At 37.7% G+C, this 22,040-nt stretch carries 24 protein-coding genes; 10 read left to right on the plus strand and 14 right to left on the minus strand.

Annotation, left to right across the window (positions count from 1 at the left end):
- Window positions 1-5: 5 nt before the first annotated feature.
- Window positions 6-893, plus strand: a complete 888-nt coding sequence (locus B0G92_RS07895) for an OmpA family protein (protein ID WP_101471704.1) — start codon at window positions 6-8, stop codon at window positions 891-893.
- 104 nt (window positions 894-997) lie between these two features.
- Entirely contained in the window at window positions 998-2,176 is a 1,179-nt protein-coding gene (locus B0G92_RS07900) for an AIR synthase related protein (protein WP_101472053.1), read from the plus strand.
- Window positions 2,177-2,270: 94 nt separating this feature from the next.
- Here B0G92_RS07900 and B0G92_RS07905 read toward each other — a convergent pair whose 3' ends face one another.
- The 8 genes from B0G92_RS07905 to B0G92_RS07935 all read right to left on the minus strand — a co-directional run bounded on the left by B0G92_RS07905 (window position 2,271) and on the right by B0G92_RS07935 (window position 7,864).
- Entirely contained in the window at window positions 2,271-3,140 is an 870-nt protein-coding gene (locus tag B0G92_RS07905) for a GNAT family N-acetyltransferase (RefSeq protein ID WP_101471705.1), read from the minus strand.
- Between the two features lie 4 nt (window positions 3,141-3,144).
- Entirely contained in the window at window positions 3,145-3,504 is a 360-nt protein-coding gene (locus tag B0G92_RS07910) for an iron chaperone (protein ID WP_101471706.1), read from the minus strand.
- A gap of 2 nt (window positions 3,505-3,506) precedes the next feature.
- Window positions 3,507-4,124, minus strand: coding sequence for a class I SAM-dependent methyltransferase (locus tag B0G92_RS07915; protein WP_101471707.1), 618 nt, complete (start codon window positions 4,122-4,124; stop codon window positions 3,507-3,509).
- 10 nt (window positions 4,125-4,134) lie between these two features.
- Window positions 4,135-4,497 carry a heavy-metal-associated domain-containing protein gene (locus B0G92_RS07920; RefSeq protein ID WP_101471708.1) on the minus strand — a complete coding sequence of 121 codons (363 nt, stop codon included), beginning with the start codon at window positions 4,495-4,497 and terminating at the stop codon, window positions 4,135-4,137.
- A 152-nt stretch (window positions 4,498-4,649) separates the two neighbouring features.
- Window positions 4,650-5,174, minus strand: coding sequence for a hypothetical protein (locus B0G92_RS07925; RefSeq protein WP_101471709.1), 525 nt, complete (start codon window positions 5,172-5,174; stop codon window positions 4,650-4,652).
- Window positions 5,171-6,100, minus strand: coding sequence for a GLPGLI family protein (locus B0G92_RS07930; RefSeq protein ID WP_101471710.1), 930 nt, complete (start codon window positions 6,098-6,100; stop codon window positions 5,171-5,173). Before B0G92_RS07930 ends, B0G92_RS07925 begins: the two co-directional genes overlap by 4 nt.
- 170 nt (window positions 6,101-6,270) lie before the next feature.
- Window positions 6,271-6,435 carry a hypothetical protein gene (locus B0G92_RS16670; protein WP_180326415.1) on the minus strand — a complete coding sequence of 55 codons (165 nt, stop codon included), beginning with the start codon at window positions 6,433-6,435 and terminating at the stop codon, window positions 6,271-6,273.
- Between the two features lie 16 nt (window positions 6,436-6,451).
- Entirely contained in the window at window positions 6,452-7,864 is a 1,413-nt protein-coding gene (locus B0G92_RS07935; protein WP_143395004.1) for a hypothetical protein, read from the minus strand.
- Between the two features lie 325 nt (window positions 7,865-8,189).
- On the opposite strand from B0G92_RS07935, the gene B0G92_RS07940 reads away from it, so the two are divergent.
- Both B0G92_RS07940 and B0G92_RS07945 read left to right on the plus strand, forming a co-directional pair.
- On the plus strand, window positions 8,190-8,807 hold the full coding sequence (locus B0G92_RS07940) for a GNAT family N-acetyltransferase (protein WP_101471712.1): 618 nt from the start codon (window positions 8,190-8,192) through the stop codon (window positions 8,805-8,807).
- 3 nt (window positions 8,808-8,810) lie between these two features.
- Window positions 8,811-9,248 (plus strand): hypothetical protein, encoded by a 438-nt coding sequence (locus B0G92_RS07945; RefSeq protein ID WP_101471713.1) that lies wholly within the window; start codon window positions 8,811-8,813, stop codon window positions 9,246-9,248.
- 55 nt (window positions 9,249-9,303) lie between these two features.
- On the opposite strand, the gene B0G92_RS07950 is transcribed toward B0G92_RS07945, so the two are convergent.
- The 5 genes from B0G92_RS07950 to B0G92_RS07970 form a co-directional block, all read right to left on the minus strand.
- Window positions 9,304-10,467 (minus strand): peptidylprolyl isomerase, encoded by a 1,164-nt coding sequence (locus B0G92_RS07950; protein ID WP_101471714.1) that lies wholly within the window; start codon window positions 10,465-10,467, stop codon window positions 9,304-9,306.
- A gap of 42 nt (window positions 10,468-10,509) precedes the next feature.
- Window positions 10,510-11,625, minus strand: coding sequence for a peptidylprolyl isomerase (locus B0G92_RS07955; RefSeq protein WP_056070364.1), 1,116 nt, complete (start codon window positions 11,623-11,625; stop codon window positions 10,510-10,512).
- Between the two features lie 14 nt (window positions 11,626-11,639).
- Window positions 11,640-12,275 (minus strand): gliding motility-associated peptidyl-prolyl isomerase GldI, encoded by a 636-nt coding sequence (gldI, locus tag B0G92_RS07960; protein WP_101471715.1) that lies wholly within the window; start codon window positions 12,273-12,275, stop codon window positions 11,640-11,642.
- A 4-nt stretch (window positions 12,276-12,279) separates the two neighbouring features.
- Complete coding sequence (locus B0G92_RS07965; protein WP_101471716.1) at window positions 12,280-13,290, minus strand: DHH family phosphoesterase; 1,011 nt, start codon at window positions 13,288-13,290, stop codon at window positions 12,280-12,282.
- A 68-nt stretch (window positions 13,291-13,358) separates the two neighbouring features.
- Window positions 13,359-14,615 (minus strand): voltage-gated chloride channel family protein, encoded by a 1,257-nt coding sequence (locus B0G92_RS07970; protein ID WP_101472054.1) that lies wholly within the window; start codon window positions 14,613-14,615, stop codon window positions 13,359-13,361.
- A 173-nt stretch (window positions 14,616-14,788) separates the two neighbouring features.
- On the opposite strand from B0G92_RS07970, the gene guaA reads away from it, so the two are divergent.
- From guaA to B0G92_RS07995, 5 genes are all read left to right on the plus strand, one after another.
- Window positions 14,789-16,318: a glutamine-hydrolyzing GMP synthase gene (gene guaA, locus B0G92_RS07975; protein ID WP_056070369.1), complete on the plus strand. Its 1,530-nt coding sequence runs from the start codon at window positions 14,789-14,791 to the stop codon at window positions 16,316-16,318.
- Between the two features lie 99 nt (window positions 16,319-16,417).
- Window positions 16,418-18,439, plus strand: coding sequence for a LysM peptidoglycan-binding domain-containing protein (locus B0G92_RS07980; protein WP_101471717.1), 2,022 nt, complete (start codon window positions 16,418-16,420; stop codon window positions 18,437-18,439).
- A complete protein-coding gene (locus B0G92_RS07985) occupies window positions 18,439-18,840 on the plus strand; it encodes an OsmC family protein (RefSeq protein ID WP_101471718.1) in 402 nt (133 codons plus the stop codon). Before B0G92_RS07980 ends, B0G92_RS07985 begins: the two co-directional genes overlap by 1 nt.
- 3 nt (window positions 18,841-18,843) lie before the next feature.
- On the plus strand, window positions 18,844-19,503 hold the full coding sequence (locus B0G92_RS07990; RefSeq protein WP_056070377.1) for a hypothetical protein: 660 nt from the start codon (window positions 18,844-18,846) through the stop codon (window positions 19,501-19,503).
- Window positions 19,504-19,734, plus strand: a complete 231-nt coding sequence (locus B0G92_RS07995; protein WP_056070380.1) for a DUF3820 family protein — start codon at window positions 19,504-19,506, stop codon at window positions 19,732-19,734.
- Window positions 19,735-19,792: 58 nt separating this feature from the next.
- Here the strand turns inward: B0G92_RS07995 and B0G92_RS08000 are convergent, their stop codons facing one another.
- Entirely contained in the window at window positions 19,793-20,164 is a 372-nt protein-coding gene (locus tag B0G92_RS08000) for an RDD family protein (protein WP_101471719.1), read from the minus strand.
- Between the two features lie 218 nt (window positions 20,165-20,382).
- Between B0G92_RS08000 and B0G92_RS08005 the strand changes: the two genes are divergently transcribed.
- Window positions 20,383-21,996, plus strand: a complete 1,614-nt coding sequence (locus tag B0G92_RS08005) for a CTP synthase (protein WP_101471720.1) — start codon at window positions 20,383-20,385, stop codon at window positions 21,994-21,996.
- The last annotated feature ends 44 nt before the right edge of the window (window positions 21,997-22,040 follow it).

Genomic DNA, 22,040 nt, shown 5'->3' on the forward strand with positions numbered 1-22,040 from the left:
AGTCCATGAAAAATACGGCTCTATATATCTTTTTTTTATTTTTTTCGTTAGTAGCACAGGCACAGGAAGAATTTTCAGTCTATTTTGACAGTAATAAATATGAACTCAAAAAACAGGAAAACGAAAGGCTGCAAAATTTTATCAATACCAATAAAGAGGTCAAAATTGTAGCAATCAATGGTTATACTGATGAAGACGGAACCACAGCTTTTAACGACACGCTTGCGCAAAAAAGAGTCGATTTTATTTATGGCGTAATAAACGGAAAACTTAAAATCAGGGATGATTTCAAGACCAGAAGCTTTGGAGAAAGACACAGGCAATCAAAAATAAAATCCGAAAACAGAAAGGTTACCATTTATTTCCTTTTGGCTAAAGACCTGCCACGAGAAAACGAAATTCTTGGAATTAAGGAAGAACCCGTGGTGAAAAAACAGAGGGAAATGCCTAAATATCCGCAAAAGATGACCCTACAGAATCCTAATGGCACTACCAGTGAATTGGTTTTTGATGTTGCCTTTATGGAAAAACTGACGGTTGCAAAACCCGGCGAAAAAATAAAACTGGAGAACCTTAATTTTCAGTTGAACACATTTGCTATTACTAATGACTCAAGACCCAAAATGTATGAATTGCTGGAAGTCATGAAAAGAAATCCGCAGATGAAAATACAGATTCAGGGGCATATTTGCTGTATGCAAAACGACAAACAGGACCTTTCGACCAAAAGAGCCAAAGCCATTGCCAGATTCTTGGAAATGAACGGAATTGATAAAGATAGGGTGACCTATAAAGGATTTGGAGTAACCGAACCGCTTTTTGCCATTCCGGAAAAAAGTGAGGAAGAAAGGGCTGCAAACCGACGTGTTGAAATTGAAATCATAGAGAATTAGCCCATGTTTTGCAAAAGCAGGTAGCTTGAAAATCTATGACTGTCTGCCAATTGAAACTCAAAAAAACTGATTATCTTTGCGGCACAACAACACAACCTATTTTTATGAGTTCTGATACCAGCAAACGCTATAATTTGCGAGGAGTTTCTGCTTCAAAAGAAGATGTCCATAACGCAATTAAAAACATAGACAAAGGATTATTTCCAAAAGCTTTCTGCAAAATTGTTCCGGATTACTTAACCAATGACGAAGACTACTGCCTCATTATGCATGCAGACGGAGCAGGAACAAAATCATCTTTAGCTTATTTGTACTGGAAAGAAACGGGCGATTTGTCTGTTTGGAAAGGCATTTCTCAAGATGCCCTCATTATGAATATTGACGATTTGTTGTGCGTTGGCGCTACAGACAATATATTGCTGTCTTCCACTATTGGGAGGAACAAAAACCTCATTCCGGCCGAAGTAATTTCTGCCATCATTAACGGAACTGAAGAACTTATTGAAGAGTTAAAATCTTTTGGTGTTACCATTCATTCAACAGGTGGCGAAACGGCAGATGTAGGTGATTTGGTACGTACCATAATTGTCGATTCTACCGTAACGGCAAGAATTAGAAGAGATAAAGTAGTTGATAATGCCAATATCAAACCAGGCGATGTGATTGTTGGTTTGGCTTCTTTTGGTCAGGCAACTTATGAAAAATCGTATAACGGAGGAATGGGCAGTAACGGATTGACATCAGCGCGTCATGATGTATTCCATAACTATCTTGCTCAGAAATATCCTGAAAGTTTTGACGCTTCTGTACCGGCAGATTTGGTATATTCCGGTAATGTGAAACTAACAGACGAAGTTAAAGGCGCTCCAATTGATGCCGGAAAACTGGTACTTTCTCCAACAAGAACCTATGCGCCTGTTATCAAAAAAATCCTGGATACCTATTCTCCTGAACAAATCCACGGAATGGTTCATTGCAGCGGAGGTGCTCAGACCAAAGTTTTACATTTTGTTGATAACGTACATGTGATAAAAGACAATTTATTCCCGATACCGCCACTTTTCAGGCTTATTCAGGAACAATCAAAGACAGACTGGAAAGAAATGTATCAGGTATTCAATTGCGGACACAGGATGGAAATCTACGTGCCACAGGAAATAGCCAATGAAATCATAGCAATTTCCGGGTCGTTTAACATAGAAGCGCAGATTGTAGGTAGGGTTGAAGCCTCAGAAAACAAGAAGCTGACAATAAAAAGTGAATTCGGAACTTTTGAATATTAATCAAAGTCCTAGTATAAAAAACTCCCGCTGTTCGGGAGTTTTTTTATTTCAATAAGTTTATTTTCCTCGTTTCCAATAGAAATACTAAACTTTACTATCCTGTATAAACTTCCCGCAAGCCATCTAATTTTAATTCCATTTCATATTGGCTTATAAATTTTTCGAATCCCAAAGATTCCAAAAAAGCCGCGGTTTCTTTAGAATTACCATCGATATTGATTAATGCTATTTCGTTACCAAAATTAGAAGCAATATAGCCGAAAAGCTGCCCTGCCAATCCTTTTCTACGGAATTCTTTTTTAATAGCAAACTGCTGTACTCTTTTCGCAGCAGGATTATAAATCAGATAACCGAGTAATTGTTCCTCGTCAAAAATTCCAACCGAATGATTGGATTCTTTTAAATTTTCTACTGCAGTGATTAAATTTTGCCATGAAGGTTCCCAATCCCAAAACAGTCTCATGTTTTGCCAGTCAAACGATTTTAGCTCTCTAATGTCATAGTCTTTGTCTTGACCTTCTATTTGTAGTGATGTTTTATAACAATCGAGATTTCGGACTATCTTAAAACCTGTTTTTTCATAGGTTTTTAGCGCGGGAATATTTTCCGTAAGTACCTCAAGTCTGACAATGTCTGTATTTTCAGTCTTTAGAAAAGGGAGAATATATTCGTAAAGTTGGGCAGTGAGTCCATTTCCTCTTTTTTCAGGTATGATTCCCGTTCCGGCATTGTAAACCACAGTTTCCCCATTAATCTTATCATAACCATGGAGTATAAACCCGACTAATTTGCCGGCTTCAAAAGCTCCGACAGACAATTCCAGACGAACACTGTCATTGGTGATTTTCCCTTCTAATTGTGGTAAGGTCAGCCGAAAAGGAACAATATAATCTGAAAATGAACTATTGAAAACTTCCAGAATTTCTTCTGTACTGCTTTTTTCAAGCGTCTGGAATTGCATCATTATATTATTTCTTTTTTTCAGAATTCTGTTTTACTCTAAATGCGGTGATTCTTGCAATCAAGTCGAGTGGTATGGGTTGATCAAAAGGAAACTGTACAGAACCTTTCCCTTTTTTGTAAGCAGTGAGTTCTCTGTCAAATTCTTCCATACCTTCCGGTGCCGGATAGAAACCAATATGGTTTTTAAAAGCAGCAAAATGCACAAGATTACCATTTAGTACAAAAGTAGGAATAGCATATTTAATCGCTTCGGTGGCTTCAGGGGCAGCCTTTTGTATGGTGGAGCGAACTTCTTCCAGAATCTTTTGTACGTCATGTGGGAAAGTCGCAATATACTCGTCTATATTATCTGGTTTCGCTGTCATACTCAATTCCTATTTCTCTTAAAACTACAGAATAAGAAATTTTGTGTAGTATTAAAAGGTGTTTTGTGGTCTTCGTAAATACAGTGTAATTTTTCAAATCTGTTTTCTAATACAGCATGCAGGGTTTCTTCACTATATTGTTTTATATCAAGGCCACTGCATTTTTTTGGTCCGTTTTCAGAAAAAGTACCAATTGTAAGGTATCCGGAAACGGCACTTTGGGCGATTTCGATATACTTTCCTACCTGTTCTTTTGTATTGAGGAAATGAAATGCAGCCCTGTCATGCCACACATCAAAGGTAGTATCGGGTTTAAAATCCAATATGTCGCTTACAATCCAGTTTACTTTTTCTGACCTATTCCCCAAACGTAATTTTGCTTTTTCCAGTGCTTTTGCAGAAATGTCCAGTACGCTGATATTTTCAAAACCTTCATCGAGTAAAAAGTCAACCAATTTGCTATCGCCACCGCCAATATCAATGATTTTAGCGGATTTATTTAAATTAAAAGAATGGATAAAATTCAATGAAGTTTTTGGAATTTCTTGTGTCCAGCTTACTTCTTCCGGGCCTTTATTCTGATAGACGGCCTCCCAATGTTCTTTGTTTTTTGTATCCATACTAAGTTTGTTAAGCTTTTTTACAGCAATTGTCTAAGCTTTCATAAGCAACTGCATCAGCTTTGATATCGTCTGCATCATAGCCTAATTTAGAGATGGCCGTTTTAATAGTCTGTAAATCCGTTTTTGTAGCATTATAATACACCGTAAGTGTACTGTTTTTTTCATCCAGTTCATACATTCGTACGCCTTTTATCTTTAGCATATTGGATTGAAATTTTGACCCGCAGGTTTCACATTCCTTACAATGGTCGCAATGAATACTGGTTTTGATAACTGCTTTTTGGTTTTTCTTGCCTTCCTGTCCAAATGAAGCAACAGCAAATAGCATAAAAAATAATAAGATTGATTGTTTTAAGAAAGTGTTTTTCATCAGTTATAATTTTGCTTTCTCACAAATATAAGGCAAATTATTGGCTGTAAAATCCTAAAATTATCAGATAGGAATGTGTATCGTAAATACTACTTTCAGCCATCTAACCTTGCAACTTTATGACTTTATGACTTTCCAACTTTATAACTTCATCACTCCGTCGCCTCTAAATATTTTTTATCCCAATTTTCATAAAGCTGTACTAAGGCATCATAATTCCTGTCTTTTGGAAGATTTTTATCCCATTCCTGTATCATCTTTTGTAGTTTTTCTTTATCCCGTTTTATAAAAGCAACAGTTCCCTTTGCATAGAAATACCATGCTTTTCCCTCGTCACCTCCAAACAACCGGTATAAAAAGTTATAGGTTTTTTTAAAATAAAATATGGCCTGTTTATCATTTTGCGCCTTTGCAAACATTTGCCCGGCATGCCATTGTAAGGATTGACTGTTAGTATGGGTTTTATTGTTTTTAAGATACGAAACAATCATATTGCCCGCTTTTTCATATTCTTTAGTATTGGCAAGTTTTCTCCAGCAGCAGGTGTCACTGTCAAAAAAACGCTGTTCATACAAGAGTACGTTGCTCAGGTCTTGAGCAGCAAGATTGGAGCATGAAAATAAAAGTAGGAGAAGAACTATTGTTTTCATTGTAGCCATTCCATCAAAAATCATCATGGGTAAGGATGTAGAGATTTTGGACGCTCTATCGGATTGTTAAATACGGGCATTTGTGCAGGAATGCCAGTGTTTTTGCCAGGCGAAATTTGTTTGAGGCTGCCAAGTCCTACTAATTCCATTTGGGTTTGCAGGAATTTCTTTGGGTCCTTATCGCGGGTTTCCTTTAATTTCTTTATTTCTTCCGGAGTTGCTTTAATAGCATCCGGAGGCAATTGAATTTCAGTTTCTGAAAGGACATTGCTGCTTCCTATTTTTCTGATGGTATAATCATTTGATGGGTTTCGAACCGGTTTTGCCTTTTCGTCAATTTTCTCCAATCCTAAAAAGATAAAACTCACCTCTGCATCCTCATCATAAGCTTCAACAATTAGTCCGGGCAATCCTACCAGTTTCCATGGCCCGGTTGAAAAAGGTAACTCTTCCGCAAACCAGGCTGTCCAGTTCCTGCCTCTAAAATAGCCTGTTGCTTTTTTGCAATTCAGGCCTTCAATAATACGGGTATCGGTTGAGATTTTCCAGTCGATTTTTTCTACTTTTTCTTCTGTAAGATAAAAGGCCACCAATTGTTCTTTTATTATAAACTTATGCCGATTGGCAAAATAGAAAATCTCCATGCTATTGAATTGTCTTTTTTTGGGCGGAGAAACAAATGTGGGAGTTTCTACATTAGCCTGCTGACGTTTTTGTTTTTCAAACACTTCTTTGGCTTCTATATCCTGTATTATTTTATCATAACTTAAATATACAGAAGCATTTTTACCGGCTATCAGCATCATGTTTTCCCGATAATAATTTTCCCTGTTTGTAGTATCCCGTACATGTGAAAAGGCATATCTTACACGAATCAACGCCTTGTCCGGCTCTTGTGCAAAAGCAAAAGGGGCAATTGCTGTTGCGAATAAAGTAAATAGAAAAGTTTTCATATCTCTGTTGTTAAGTGTTGCTGTTTAGATTTGAAAATCAATGATTTACCTTTCTAAAGTAATAAATTTTATTTTTATTTATACAAAATCGCAACAGAAAGTGATTAAAGTGAGAGAGTTAAATAAAAAACGACGGGAATTTCCCGCCGTTTTTAGTTAAGTATAATTGATTAATCAGGAGTGTTTCTATCTAAAAACTTAATTAATTTCCGATACAGTTTTATTATAAAATAAATAATTACGGCAAGAAAAAGAAGGCTGATTACTTCCCACAAAGTGCCTAAAATAAAAGGCAGATTGTATACTGTTTCTGTTTCAAAGACCTGTTGTTTCATAGTTGGATTTTTAATGTTAATTGTAACGCCATGATGAGCTTACGATAGTGGCATCCATCGGATTCAGGATTAAGGTCAGACGTATTCCTTTGAAGACTTTGATTCCCCAGCCTTCTATAGAATAATCATATTTCATAGAGCCGATAACTTCAACTTTAATGTTTCCGTTGGGCAGTATATCAACGAAATAGTCGCTTTGGCTCCATTCTCCAAGTGATGCACCATATTCTTCAGAAGTTACATTGGTAACGGTATGTCGTTGTTGTCTGGAAACAGAAAATTTCACATTCAATCTTAATCCTGTAAAAAGATTGATTTTGAATTTGTAGCTGCCTAAAAAAGTATTGCTTATATTAGGTTGCTGTTCCATTTCAACTGAATTTATTTCCAGTTGGTTTAAAGATTCAGCCAGTTCTTCCAGGCTATTTATTGTTCTGGTACCGGACGGTTCTATTCTGCCGTCAAATTCGAATGAGAGTCCGTTTGCAATAGAATAATCAATTAATTTCTTGGCAAATACCATTGCTTCGGGATTAATAGTCCCGTCAAATGTGTTTTGGTTTAGATGGTTAAGAATTGATACTACGGCTTTATTGTTAGCAGGACTGTCCCACCAGTCTTTTTGTTCCGGAGTTAAACGTCTTATAAAATTAAATTGAATATTTCCGAGAAAAATCGGTTGGGTAGCTATAGGAATTGCAATGTCAGGATTTCCACCGCCGGCATCGGTAACGGGTTCAAGAACGAATTTGTTCTCAAGATAGGGCTCAGGGTTATTCATGACCACTTCGAAGCAATTAATTGATATTACCGATTTCACATGGGCTCCGCCGTCTTTGTTTTTATAACAGCCCTGGCCGGCTAAGGTTGGCGGGTTATTATTGGTACAATATAGTTGGGTGCTTATAAAACATTTAGTTGCAGTAGCACTTCTGGAAAGAAAAGAAGTCCTGCTTATCTCTGTCATGTTGAATTTACCGGTAAACTGGGTTTGAGGATCAGCCTTATAGCGGGAAAGGTAAGAATCGTCAGGCTTATATTTTATAAGTACTGCTTTTTTCTCATTTCCGATATTAAAAACAACAAGATTTTCAAATGTTCCTTCTTCGGTTGTTTCACGGGTAACAGCCATTGTATAATACTCAATGCCATTGTTCGTGATTTGTGTTACAGACGTACTGTCGATTTCAAATTGATAGTTAGAATCAGCGTTAGGATTACTGTTTCTTGCTGCCCTAAGCAGGTCGCCCGGGAGCGCTTCCGAAAGTAAATCAGGAAGTTTTTTAAAATCGGTAAATGGTTTGCTGACTATAGGCGAAACAGAATTATTTTCACCGGAAATTTCCTGAGTTTCGTCTGTCTGACAACTTAATAACAACATGCTCCAAATAAAAAGGAGACTCTTTAAAAGTTTAGCTCTTTGTTTCATACTGTTTGGTTTTTAATTAGTTATTTTGGCGTGAGAGTGATACAATACTACAAAAAATAATTTATAAATAAACAAATTAATTTATTTTTATTATAAGTAAATTACAAAAAGGACTGTTTCAAAAGGTTTATTTGTTAATTTATTTAATGTTTACAATGTCTTTAGATGCTTTTGCAGATGTTTCTGTAATAAACTAAAATGTTTTCTTTTGAATGAAAAAGCGACTGCAATAATTTATTGGAATCAGTAAAAAATACCTATTAATATTTTATATCTTCACGAAGCTTTTTTACGCCTAAATGCAACCCTAAATCGTATAATTTTTATGGCATTAATTAAAGAATTTGACTTTTCACAAAACCTTGTTTTGGAAGATGATATCGTTTTGTTGCGCCCGTTGCAACATTCGGATTTTGAAAACCTGCTCTATTTTGCACTCAATGAGCCTGAAATCTGGACATTTTCAAGCATAGCGGCTAGTGGAAGTGAAAATCTGAAAAACTACATCAACCTGGCAATACAAGCTCGCGAAAACAAGACAGAATTTCCTTTTATCGTTATAGACAAGAAAACAGGGCGCTACGCCGGAAGCACACGCTTTTATGATATTAATTTTCCGTTTAGCAGCCTGCAGCTGGGATATACATGGTATGGGAAAGATTTTCAGGGCACCGGACTCAACAAACACTGCAAATTCCTGATGTTGCAATTTGCTTTTGAGGTTTTGAAAATGGAAAGGGTCGAATTCAGGGCAGACAGTAATAATGCCAAAAGCATAGCGGCAATGAAAAGTATTGGCTGCCAGGTAGAGGGAATATTGCGAAGCCATATGCCCAAACTCAATAGCGATGACAGACGCGATTCCATAATTTTGAGCATACTGAAAAACGAATGGGAGGAAGGAGCCAGACAAAGGCTGCTTGATAAAATAAATAACAAATAAAATATGAAAATCAATCCAAAAACAGGAATAGACAAACTGGTCTTCGGGATGTTGCAAAAAGATGTAGAAGAAGTATACGGCAAACCCGATAAGACTTCTACAGATGAAGATGGTAATAGAATACTACAGTACAACAAGCAGAAAATCCGACTGACTTTTTACAAGGATGAAGATTTCAGGTTGGGCTATCTTATCACATCCAATCCCGAAGTTTTGCTTTTCGATAAAAAAATTATAGGCCGTCCAATTGCTCAAGTACAAAAAGAACTTGAAACTGCCGGATGGGCAAAATGGGAAAAGGAAGAATTTGACACGCTGGAAAACTTTTTTAACGAAGCTAACTGGACAATACTGCAAGCTGAATTTGATGAGGTGGTAAAGGTAGAAATTGGAGCCATCATCAATGACAAGGATGAATTTGAATGGAAGTTCAAAAAATAAAAAAAGGGATTTTCATTTAGAAAATCCCTTTTTTTGTATTGTATTTAAAAGCTAATTATTGTTTTGGTGCTTCCAAAAGCTCTACTTCAAAAATAATGTTGGAGTTTGGTGGAATTACGTTGCCAGCACCTCTTTCGCCATAACCGAGATTAGACGGGATGAAGAACGTAGCCTTATCTCCAAATGACATAAGGTTAATTCCTTCAAGGAAACCAGGAATCAGGCCTCCTTTGTTTGTAATGTCAAAAGGAAATGGCTGGTAGCCGCCTTGTGCATCGCGGTTAGCGTCATATTTTCCGAATGCTTTTGATATTTCTGCATTACTGCTGTCAAACAGGCTTCCGTCTTCCAGATAACCTGCATAACCAACGTAAACTGTTCCTGATGTAGGTTTGGTTCCGGTTCCTTTATGTGTAATGGCATACTGTAAACCTGATTCTGTTTTTTTGGCAGTAGCTTTCATAGCTGCAAATTCAGCAACTTTTTTAGCCTTTACAGGAGCATACTCAGCTTCCAATGCTCTTTTTTTCTCGGCTTCGGCAGCAAGCTGTTTTTTCTCATTTTCATCCTTGTTAACAAAGTAATCATTAAAAACTTTTGCAGCATCGAATTTTTTAGCTTCGGCACCATTGCGGATGATTTTTACTTCCATGATTACATCATTCTGCTCAATAGCATTTACCACATCCATACCGCTGACTACTTTACCAAAAACAGTATGTTTTCCGTCAAGCCACGGAGTATCTTTATGAGTGATAAAAAACTGGCTTCCGTTGGTGCCAACCCCGGCATTAGCCATAGAAAGTACACCGCCTGAATCATGTTTCAATTCCGGAACAATTTCATCTGCAAAACGATAGCCCGGACCGCCGGAACCATTACCGTCCGGGTCACCGGCCTGAATCATAAAATCTTTAATTACTCTGTGGAATTTAATTCCCGTATAGAAAGGTTTTCCTTTATATTTTGCGCTTACGGCATTGTTGGTTCCCTCTGCAAGTGAGATAAAGTTGGCCACTGTGATAGGTGTCTTTTGGTATTCCAACTTCACGACTATTCTTCCTTTGTTTGTTTCTATCTGAGCATAAATGCCCGCGTCTTGAGCCGTAGCTCCTGCTTTTTTAGTTGTTGCGGCTTTCTTTGGAGCGGCTGATTTTGTCTGGGCGCTAAGACCAGTTGTCATGGCCAGAAACAATAAGCAAATAAATTTTAATTTCATTGTGTATCAGATTAAGTTTTCTATACTGTTTTTAAGAATCTATTAGTTTGCAGGAGTAGCTCCCAGCATTTCAATTTCAAAAATAATATTAGCATTTGGAGGAATAACACCACCAGCCCCTCTTTCTCCATAGGCAAGATAAGAAGGGATAAAGATAACTGCTTTATCTCCAGGCGATAATTGTTCAATGCCCTCAATAAAGCCCGGAATCATGCCTTCTTTCATTCCAATAGTGAAGGGAATTGGAGAATAAGCCTTCGCAGCAGCTCTGTTAGGGTCTAATTTCCCGAAAATTGTAGCGATACTTTCGATATTGGTGTCAAACAAATCACCATTTTCAAAGTAACCGGCATAGTTAATAGAAACCGGAGTTCCGGCTACAGGCTTTTTGCCTTTTCCTTTGGTAATTATTTTATATTGTAATCCGGATTGGGTTTTGGTTGATTGCGCTTTTAACTGTTGGAATTGAGCCTCCTTTTCTTTAATGACAGCAGAATACTTCTCCCTCATCTTTAATTGCTCTTCTTCAAGTTTTTTTAGCTCTTCAGTTTGTTTGTCAAAACCATCTTTAAAAATTTTAGGAGCATCAAACTTTTTGGCATCCTGACCCTTACGGATAATGGTTATTTTTTTAATAACATCGTCTTGTTGTATAGCATTCACAACTTCCATTCCGTTACCCATGACATGGCCAAAAATAGTATGGATGCCATCAAGCCATGGTGTGGCCTGGTGTGTGATGAAAAACTGACTTCCGTTTGTAGCCTTACCTCCGTTTGCCATAGACAGCACACCACCTTTGTCATGTTTTAGTTCCGGAACAATTTCATCTTGAAAACGGTAACCCGGTCCTCCGGAACCATTTCCGTCGGGGTCACCACCCTGTATCATAAAATTAGGAATCACCCTGTGAAATTTTAATCCGTCATAGAAGGGTTTTCCTTTGTATTTTTCATTTACTACAGGATTTTTTCCTTCGGCAAGCGATACAAAATTAGCAACCGTAACAGGTGTTTTTTTATACTCCAGTTCCACCATAATGGTTCCTTTGTCTGTTTCGATTTCAGCATACATACCATCAGGCAGATTGCTGTTAGACTTGTCGCAGGATAAAAATAAAACACTAAGGCTTAAAAGTAAACTTGTTATTTTCTTCATAGTGAATAGTCGGTTTATTGTTTGATTGTTTCTGTTGTTTTTGGAGTCTCGGTAGTTAGTGGGACCGTCGTTTTTGCATCTTTAGCAGTTGCCTTAGCGTCTTTTTCCGGTTTGATGTCCTTTAGGGTAATTGTAACCATCAAAGGCTGGTTGTGGCCAATTCTCCTGTTATCGCCATGATAGCCATAGCCCATATGCGAAGGAAAAAGGAAAGTCAGTTTTTCCCCTTTTTTCATCAGCTTGATACCGTCACGCATTCCCATCATGATATTTTGCTTATCGACACGATATACCTGTGGACGAAGTTCTAATTCTGTATAAATCATGTTGCCGTTCAGGTCTTTGACTTCATAATCAAAATAAGCAACATCTCCTTTTTTTGGAGTCAGCGTATCGGTCAACGTACTTTTTAAATCGTATTTATACCAATAACCTTTTGCTGTGGCTATATATTTGGCTGCCGTATCTTTTTTGATAACGGCTTCGATTTCGGCTTCCTCACCGGCAATCAGTTTTTTGTTTCGCTCAACAGATTCTTTCATAAAAGTTCCTGATGAATTCGAAATAGGCTTTCTGGCCTGTTGTTGTGTACAGCCCGTAACCAGTAGAGCCCCGGCTGTAATACCCAAAATAAGCTTGAAAAATTTCATAGGCCTACACATTAAAATTTTGTTTTGGTAAAATAGATTCAAATTGTTTTACGGTTTCGTCTAAAGATAGGGTTGATTTTCCTCCAGCCGCATTAATATGCCCTCCACCGTTAAAATAGTCGCGGGCAAATTGGTTGACATCAAAGTTGCCCTGCGAACGGAATGAAATCTTAATAATTCCTTCTTCTTTATTTTCGATAAATATGGCTGTGAAAATAATTCCACGTATGGTCAGTCCATAGTTTACAATGCCTTCCGTGTCACCTTTCACATAATGAAACTCATCGAGTTCCTGCTGTGTCAGTTTGATGTAGGAGGTTTTGTATTCCGGCAGCACCTTCATATTTTGCAATGCTCTTCCCAAAAGCTGAAGCCTGTGATAAGAATTGTTGTCAAACAATGAATTGTGGATGTCTCCGTTTTCTACGCCAATATCCAGCAACTCAGCCACAACGCGATGGGTCATACTGGTTGTTGAAGGGAAACGGAAAGAACCGGAATCTGTTACTATTCCCGTATACAGGCAGGAAGCAATAGTTTTGTCAATCAGGTTTTTATGGCCTAAAAACAAGATGAAATTATAAATCATCTCGCAAGTAGATCCGAAATTTGTATCAGAATAAGTATAAATCGCATAATTGTCCGGTTTCTGATGATGGTCTATCATAATAAACGGCACTGTTAACTTCGATAATACGCTTTCCATTTCTCCCGTTCTGTGAAGTGCATTGAAATCTAACGTAAAGACTAATTCTGCTTTTTGGAGAACTGTTGTAACATTTGTTTTGTCTTTTTCATAAATCAGTACGGCTTCAGAACCGGGCAGCCAGGCCAGAAATTCAGGAAATTCATTTGGAGCAATCACTACGGCATCATGGCCTAGTTTTTTTAGCAGGTGGCATAATCCAAGGGTAGACCCCATAGCATCACCATCTGGACTTCGGTGCGGAATAATTGCAATCTTTTTAGGCGATACCAATAATTCCTGTATCCCTTTAATATCTTCTTCTTTCATAGATTGCGAAATTACATTTTTTTGCTATAATAATTAATAAAATTAAGGAATGTAGTAATACAAATGCATTATAAATCTTTCAGGTCTTTTCGCCTGATTTTCTGATAAACAATATGTTTTGGTCCTTTAACGATTTGAGAGTGATAGATTCCTACAGAACCTGAACAGAAATAAGCCACCAGGCAGGCCAATGCGACATAAATTCCACAATCTACTCCAAAGAGTTCCATTCCCATGATGCTACAGGCAACAGGCGTATGTGTGGCGCCCGAAAAAACAGCAACAAAACCCATACCCGCCAAAAGTGCCACAGGCAGCGGAATCAAACCTGAAAGTGCACTCCCTAAGGTTGCACCAACAAAAAACAAAGGTGTCACTTCGCCTCCTTTAAATCCGGCGCCTAACGTAAATCCGGTAAAAAGTATTTTAAGTAAAAAATCAAAATTGTCACTCTGGTTTTGGAAAGAATCCACAATGGCAGGTATCCCCAATCCGATAAATTTTGTAGTATGGAAGCTGAAAATAACAATCGCAAGGATAATTCCACCCACAAATGGTCTTAAAGGTGGATATGGAATGTATTTCGAAAAAAGGCGTCCCCAAAAATGAGTTGTTCTTGAAAATAGCATAGCTGCGAGTCCAAAAAGAATGCCGGCAGGAACTATCCAAAATAAATTCATGGCAGTAAGCTCCGGAACAAAAGGAATGGAATAGTGGGTGTGTTTTACAGGCAATAGCTCTACCGTATAATAAGCAATGTAGGCGGTCATAAAAGATGGAACGATGCTGTTGATTCGTATTTTGCTGAAATACAAAACCTCAAGAGCAAAGAGGGCTCCGGCCAATGGTGTTCCAAAAATGGAAGCAAATCCCGCACTTATTCCTATTATTAATATCGTTTTTCGTTCTTCAGGCTGTAATTTAAACAGAAGTGTAAACTGGTCGGATAGGGCACCGCCCATTTGAACGGCAGTTCCTTCACGTCCGGCAGAACCGCCAAAAAGATGTGTGATGATGGTTCCTGCTAACACCAGTGGTGCCATTATAAAAGGAATGGTTTTCTTCGGATTATCATATTCCTCTAAAATCAGATTGTTTCCTTTTACTGCTTCTTTGCCATAATAGTAATACAGAAGCCCTATCATCAGGCCTCCAACAGGCAATAAGGAAATAATCCAATAATTATTTTCTCTGTAAGAAGTAGCCCATTCAAGCAAGAAAAGAAAGAGGGCCGAAGCTAATCCTGAAAGTATTCCTGTAAGCAAACAGATTATTATCCATTTGAAAAAAGAAGATAAATGATTTTGAATACCTGTTGATTCCATGTTCATGGGTTCGTTCATTTAGCAACCGGAACAATTTCTGGTATTATAAAAAGACAAAAAACAAGTGCCTGATTAAAAAATTGGTTGTAAACAGTAATGCAATACTACAAAAAAACTTTTTTGTTTTTTTGCCGATGCGTTTTTAATTTCAAATAGTAATAGTATTTTTGCGCATGCAACACAACGTACTTATTTTAGATTTCGGATCGCAATACACACAACTGATTGCGAGAAGGGTTCGCGAATTAAATATCTTCTGCGAAATATTCCCATACAATCATTTTCCGAGTGATTTATCCAGTTATAAAGCTGTAATTTTATCAGGAAGTCCTTTTTCTGTAAGAGCAGAAGATGCACCGCATCCTGACCTGTCACAAATCAGAGGTAAACTGCCAATGCTTGCCGTTTGTTATGGAGCACAATATCTTGCCCACTTTTCAGGAGGTGAAGTAGCACCTTCCAATATTCGTGAATACGGAAGAGCCAATCTGACTTTTATCAAAGACGATGAAGATTTCTTTGATGATGTACATCTTAACAGCCAGGTTTGGATGAGCCATAGCGATACTATCAAAAAAATGCCTGAAAATGGCGTAAGGCTGGCAAGTACCAAAGATGTAGAAAATGCGGCCTATAGAATAGAAGGAGAAACGACTTATGCTATTCAATTCCACCCGGAAGTATACCACTCAACCGATGGAAAACAGATTTTAGAAAACTTCTTGGTTAAGATTGCAAAAGTGCCTCAAAACTTCACGCCAAATGCATTTGTTGAAGAAATCGTAGCCGAACTTCAGGAAAAAATCAAAAACGATAAAGTAGTTCTTGGTTTATCAGGTGGTGTTGATTCTACCGTAGCGGCAGTTTTGTTAAACAAGGCCATTGGTGAAAACCTATACTGTATTTTTGTAAATAACGGATTATTGCGCAAAAATGAATTCGAAAACGTCCTGGAACAATACAAAGGAATGGGACTCAATGTTAAGGGAGTAGATGCTTCGGCACGTTTTTTGGGTGAGTTGGCAGGAATAGAAGACCCTGAAACAAAAAGAAAAACAATCGGACGTGTGTTCATTGAAGTTTTTGACGACGAATCTCATCAATTGGAAGACGTGAAATGGCTTGCCCAGGGAACTATTTATCCTGATGTAATCGAGTCGGTTTCTGTGAAAGGACCATCGGCAACCATTAAATCCCATCACAATGTGGGAGGTTTGCCGGATTTCATGAAACTAAAAGTTGTAGAGCCATTGCGTATGCTTTTCAAAGATGAAGTAAGACGAGTAGGTGCTACATTGGGAATCTCTCCGGAATTATTAGGAAGGCATCCTTTTCCCGGACCGGGATTATCCATCCGAATCTTAGGCGATATCACTCCGGAAAAGGTGAGAATCCTTCAGGAAGTAGACTCTATCTTTATTGAAGGATTGAAATCACATGGGTTATATGACAAGGTTTGGCAGGCAGGCGCAATTCTGCTTCCTGTAAACAGCGTAGGTGTCATGGGAGATGAAAGAACCTATGAAAAAGTAGTTGCCCTGAGAGCAGTTGAATCAACAGACGGAATGACGGCAGACTGGGTACACTTACCGTATGAATTTTTGATGACGATTTCAAACGAAATTATAAACAAAGTAAAAGGTGTGAACAGAGTTGTATACGACATCAGCTCAAAACCGCCTGCCACAATTGAGTGGGAATAAGAAATTGAAAAATTAAATTAATTAAGTCGTTGCTTTTCTCTAAATTAGTAACGACTTAATAGCTTATAAAACTTATATAGCCTTTAAAGAAAGAATAAAATGAAGCAGTTTTTTTATGTACTTGTATTAATGTTTTTAGTGTCCTTTACAGCAAAGGCACAGCAAAATGTGAAACACACGGTGTTGAGCGGTGAAACAGTAACACAGATTGCGCAGAAATATAAAGTTACACCTCTGGATATTTACACGCTTAATCCTGATGCGAGAAATGGCCTAAAGGAAAATTCGGTTTTGTTGATTCCTTCCAAAGGAACGGTTAAGATTCCGGTTAAAGAGCAAAAAGTTACAGATACGCCATCCCAAAAGAAAAACGGAACACATACCGTTGCTCCAAAAGAAACCGTTTACGGTCTTGCGAAGCAGTACAATATTTCTGTTTCTGATTTAGAAAAAGCAAATCCGGAAATAAAAAACGGGCTAAAAATAGGTCAGGTTCTTACAATACCTAAAAAAGAGCAACAAGCTCCACCACAAGAAACAAAGCCTACTAAGAAAGAGGAAAGAAAAGCGGAGAAGGCAGAAAAGAAAGCTGAAAAAGAAGAAAAGAAAGAGCTCAAAAATACGGTACAGGATTTTACTCACGAAGTACAGCCAAAAGAAACAAAATATTCTATTGCTAAAAAATACGGAATTACTCTTGAAGAATTGGAAAAGAGAAATCCTGAAATCAAAGAAGGTTTGAAAATAGGGCAGGTATTGATTATTAAAGGTAATCCTTCAAAAGTGGAAACTGCTGATAAAAAATCGGAAACCAGACAGGAAGCTCCAAAACAGGAAACCGCAGATTCAAATTTCGACAAATATGAAGTAAAACCTAAAGAAACACTTTACAGCCTTTCCAGACAATTTGGCTTAAGCCAAAACGAGTTGATTGATTTGAATCCGGAACTGAAAGATGGCGTAAAAGTTGGAATGATGCTGAAAGTTCCTAATACGTTGCCGGTATCAGGCGCTTCGACTAAAAATTTTACGGATTTGACTAAAACACTTTCGAAAAAAGATAGAAAGGAATTGGTATTGTTGCTGCCTTTTAACCTGGCAAAAATAAGTGGAGATTCGACATCAACTGTTCAGACAAGACTTAAGAAAGACGGATTCTTAAATATGACTCTCGATTTTTACTCAGGAGCTTTGATGGCTATTGACTCTGCAAAAACATTAGGACTGAATATTGACGTAAAGATTTTTGACTCACAGGAAAATAAAAATACATCCAATATTTCAAGCACTTTTGTACAGAATAATCTAACGAAAGCGGATGTGGTAATCGGGCCATTTTATCAGGCACATGCCGAAAAAACGGCAGAAATGCTGAACCAAAGCAATGTTCCTGTAATTTCACCATTATCAAAAGATAGTGCCAAACTGTATAGCAACCTATACCAGTCAATGCCAACGCCGGAATATCTGAGAAATGCGATGTTTGATTACATGAACAGCAAAAATGGTAATATAGTGGCCGTTGTCGACCCTAAAAAAGCAACGACCAGAAAATATATTTCAGACAACTATGGCAATGTCCGATTTGCTACTTTTACCGATAAAGGAGGATTGTCTGCAGAAAGCCTGAAATCATTGCTTAAACCAAATCAGATGAACTATGTTGTTATGGAAACGGCTAGTATCTGGATGATTAAGTCTACAATTACAGCCTTGTTGGCAGCGCAATCCGAATACCAGTTGCAATTGGTTATTTTGGAATCGAATGAAGCCCTGGATTCTGATGAAATTTTAGTTTCCAATCTTGCTAAGCTAAAAATGATGTATCCTGCCGTGACACGTGAAAATGATACGCCCGAAGCATTGATTTTTGCGAAAATGTACAAAAAGAAAAACAACATCCTGCCAAACCAGTATGCAACCCGTGGTTTTGATGTTACATTTGATGCCATGTTGCGACTTTCGCAAGAAAAAAGCTTTGAAGAAACCATCTATGATGTGGCTACAGAACAAGTAGAAAATAAATTCAACTATAATAGAAATCCGGCGGGAGGCTACTCTAATAAAGGTGTTTACATTCTTTATTATGATGAAGACCTGTCTGTTAAAGAAGCAAAATAATGACATCAAAAGTAACATACCTGGGAGATTTAAGAACTTCTTCCGTACATCTGCAATCAGGAACCGAAATTCTTTCCGATGCGCCAACCGATAACCATGGAAAAGGTGAAGCTTTTTCCCCTACAGATTTACTGGCCAATGCGTTGGGTAGCTGTATGATTTCGATTATGGCAATCAAATCAAAAGATATGGACATAAACCTGATAGGTTCGACTGTTGAAGTAACCAAAATCATGCAGGCAGAACCAAGAAAAATTGCGAAGATTGAAATCGTGATGAATATGTCGGTTGCAGCCGATGATAAAACCAGGACTATATTGGAAAGAACAGCAATGAATTGCCCGGTTATTCTTAGCCTGAATCCGGATATCGAAAAAGTAATCACCTTTAACTGGAAATAATCATTGGAAAATTCTCAATTCATTACTTTTCAGAAATTCAATCTTAAAGAAGATGCTGTCGAACTGGCTAATTTTTTAAAAGAAAGCAAGATAGAGTACCGCATTGAAGATGTTTCTTCCGGTTTGGATGGTAATTTTGGAGGTTCAGAACTGACAAAGGATTACCTGATAAAACTGCAAAAGGAAGATTTTGAAAAAGCCGATGTTCTTTTGCTACAGCTTTCGTCTAATCTGGTAGAAACTATTGGTTCAGACCATTATCTGCATGATTTTACAGATGAAGAGCTAAAAGAAATCATCGTTAAGAAAGATGAATGGAGCCACCTGGATTATTTGCTGGCCCAAAAGATTCTTAAGGAAAGAGGACATGAAATAGCCCCGGAAGAAATAGAAAGGCACAGAAAGCAACGATTGGAAGATTTGGCTAAGCCGGAAGAACGTCAGACTACCTGGATTATCATTGGCTATATCATGGCTTTTTTAGGCGGATTTATGGGGATTTTTATAGGATGGTATTTGAAAACCCATAGAAAAACACTCCCAAACGGCGACCGTGTTTATAATTATATCGAATCCGACAGGAAACAAGGTGGCAGAATCCTGACACTAAGTATAATTTCTCTTGTGTTTTGGATTGGAGTCAGAATCTATTTTTCCAAATAAATGGACGAACAGAAAAAGCTTCTCATAAAATTAGCCCATACCAAAATGCCTTTCGGAAAGTATGAAGGCCGGTATCTGATAGATTTGCCGGAATACTATGTTGTTTGGTACAGCAATAAAGGTTTTCCAAAAGGAGAGTTAGGACAGCAATTGCAATTGGTTTATGAATTGAAATTAAACGGATTGGAAGAACTCGTCAGAAATATAAAGAAACAATACGCCAAACCTTGAGTTGGCAGCAACAAAAAAAGCCTGTGAAATTTCACAGGCTTTATCTTTTGTTTAAAAATTATTTGTTGACCACTCTTGTTTTTGCTAAGTCGTCACCCAGTCTTGGCTTATCGATAAGCACCAGAATAGCATCAAGTAACGGAATAAATAAAGTTATATTTCTTGTGGCGCTGGTAGCATAGTCTCCTTCTAAAGAAGAACCATCTTGTTTAACGGCTGCATACTTTATCAGCTTTTTGCCAATGCTTTGCCCGCCCGGGAGCGCATCTCTTAACAGGTAATAGCCAATGCCAAGTAGCCATCCTATGTAGGAGATTATCCCAATACCGGCAAGAACCGCTATAAAAGAAAACACAAACATTGGGATGTACGCAATAATACCGTCAATAAAGATCCCAAGAAATCGATTTAATTTTGATACTTCTGTCATAATAATTTTTATTTGGTTGATTATAGACTAAAATACAAATTATTTTAACAAAATTGAATTTATTTAAAATAAATTAATGTAAAATCTTTTTTGCCAACCAAACAGCCACTAAATTTTTTCAAAAAAAATAATGTAGGCTCCCGCTTCTCAATTATCAATTAATAATTTGTACTTTTGCCACGTTTTTTTACACAACTACAACGACAAACAACAGCACAATGAATCAGACAAAATATATTTTTGTTACAGGCGGTGTGACTTCTTCTTTAGGAAAGGGGATTATTGCTGCGTCTCTAGCAAAATTATTACAGGCCAGAGGTTATCGAACGACAATCCAGAAATTTGATCCTTACATTAATGTGGATCCGGGAACTTTGAATCCCTATGAGCACGGAGAATGTTATGTGACGGATGATGGAGCCGAGACCGATTTGGATCTTGGACACTACGAACGTTTCTTAAACGTTCCTACTTCGCAGGCAAATAATGTGACTACAGGAAGGGTTTATCTTTCTGTAATTGAAAAAGAGCGAAGAGGAGAGTTTTTAGGCAAAACCGTTCAGGTGGTTCCGCATATCACCAATGAAATCAAGGAGCGAATGCAGCTGCTTGGAAAAACTGGCGAATTTGACATAGTGATTACTGAAATTGGAGGTACTGTTGGCGATATTGAGTCACTTCCTTATATTGAGTCCGTTCGTCAACTGGTTTGGGAATTGGGTGAAAACAATGGAATTGTAATTCACCTGACATTAGTGCCTTATTTGGCAGCGGCAGGTGAGCTAAAAACGAAACCGACACAGCATTCTGTTAAGGCATTGATGGAAAGCGGAATTAAAGCCGATATTTTGGTTTGCAGAACAGAACATGAACTTTCTGATGAATTGCGTCAGAAACTGGCTTTATTCTGTAACGTAAAAAGAGAAGCCGTAATCCAATCGATTGATGCTTCAACAATTTACGATGTTCCAAACCTGATGTTGGAAGAAGGTCTTGACAAAGTAGCGTTGAAAAAATTGGATTTGCCGGAAAAAGCAACTCCGGATTTGAAACAATGGAACGAGTTCCTGCAAAAACTGAAAAATCCGAAACACATCGTAAATATCGGTTTGGTTGGGAAATATGTTGAATTGCAGGATTCTTATAAATCCATTTTAGAAGCCTTTATTCATGCAGGAGCTGCCAATGAAACCAAAGTCAATGTAGTGAGCATTCACTCTGAATATGTAGATGAGAAAAATATTGCCGACAAGCTAAGGGATTTAGACGGTATTCTTGTAGCGCCGGGCTTTGGTGAAAGAGGAATTGAAGGAAAGATTGATACGGTTCGTTATGCAAGAGAAAATAATATTCCGTTTTTTGGAATCTGTTTAGGAATGCAAATGGCTGTAATTGAATATTCAAGAAATGTTTTGGGGTATTCAGATGCCAATTCAACAGAAATGAATGCGGGAACAGCACATCCGGTAATCAATCTGATGGAAGAACAGAAAACGATTACTGATAAAGGTGGAACAATGCGTCTGGGAGCATGGAAATGTGAAATAAAACCGGATACTCTGGCTTCAAAGATTTATGGTAAAAACCAGATTCAGGAGCGTCACCGCCACCGTTATGAATTTAACGGCGAATATTTGGAAGAATTGGAAAATGCCGGATTAAAAGCATCGGGTATAAATCCGGATACGAACTTGGTGGAAATCATCGAGATTGAGAAACATCCGTTTTTTATCGGAGTACAGTACCATCCGGAATATAAGAGTACAGTCGCACAGCCACATCCGTTATTTGTGAGTTTTGTAAAAGCGGCCGTAACACATAAAAATAAATAGTATTTGAAGGCAACTTCAGTAAAGAACTCACGCGTTAGATGCGT

The sequence above is a fragment of the Flavobacterium lindanitolerans genome (genome assembly GCF_002846575.1).
GTDB lineage: Bacteria > Bacteroidota > Bacteroidia > Flavobacteriales > Flavobacteriaceae > Flavobacterium > Flavobacterium lindanitolerans.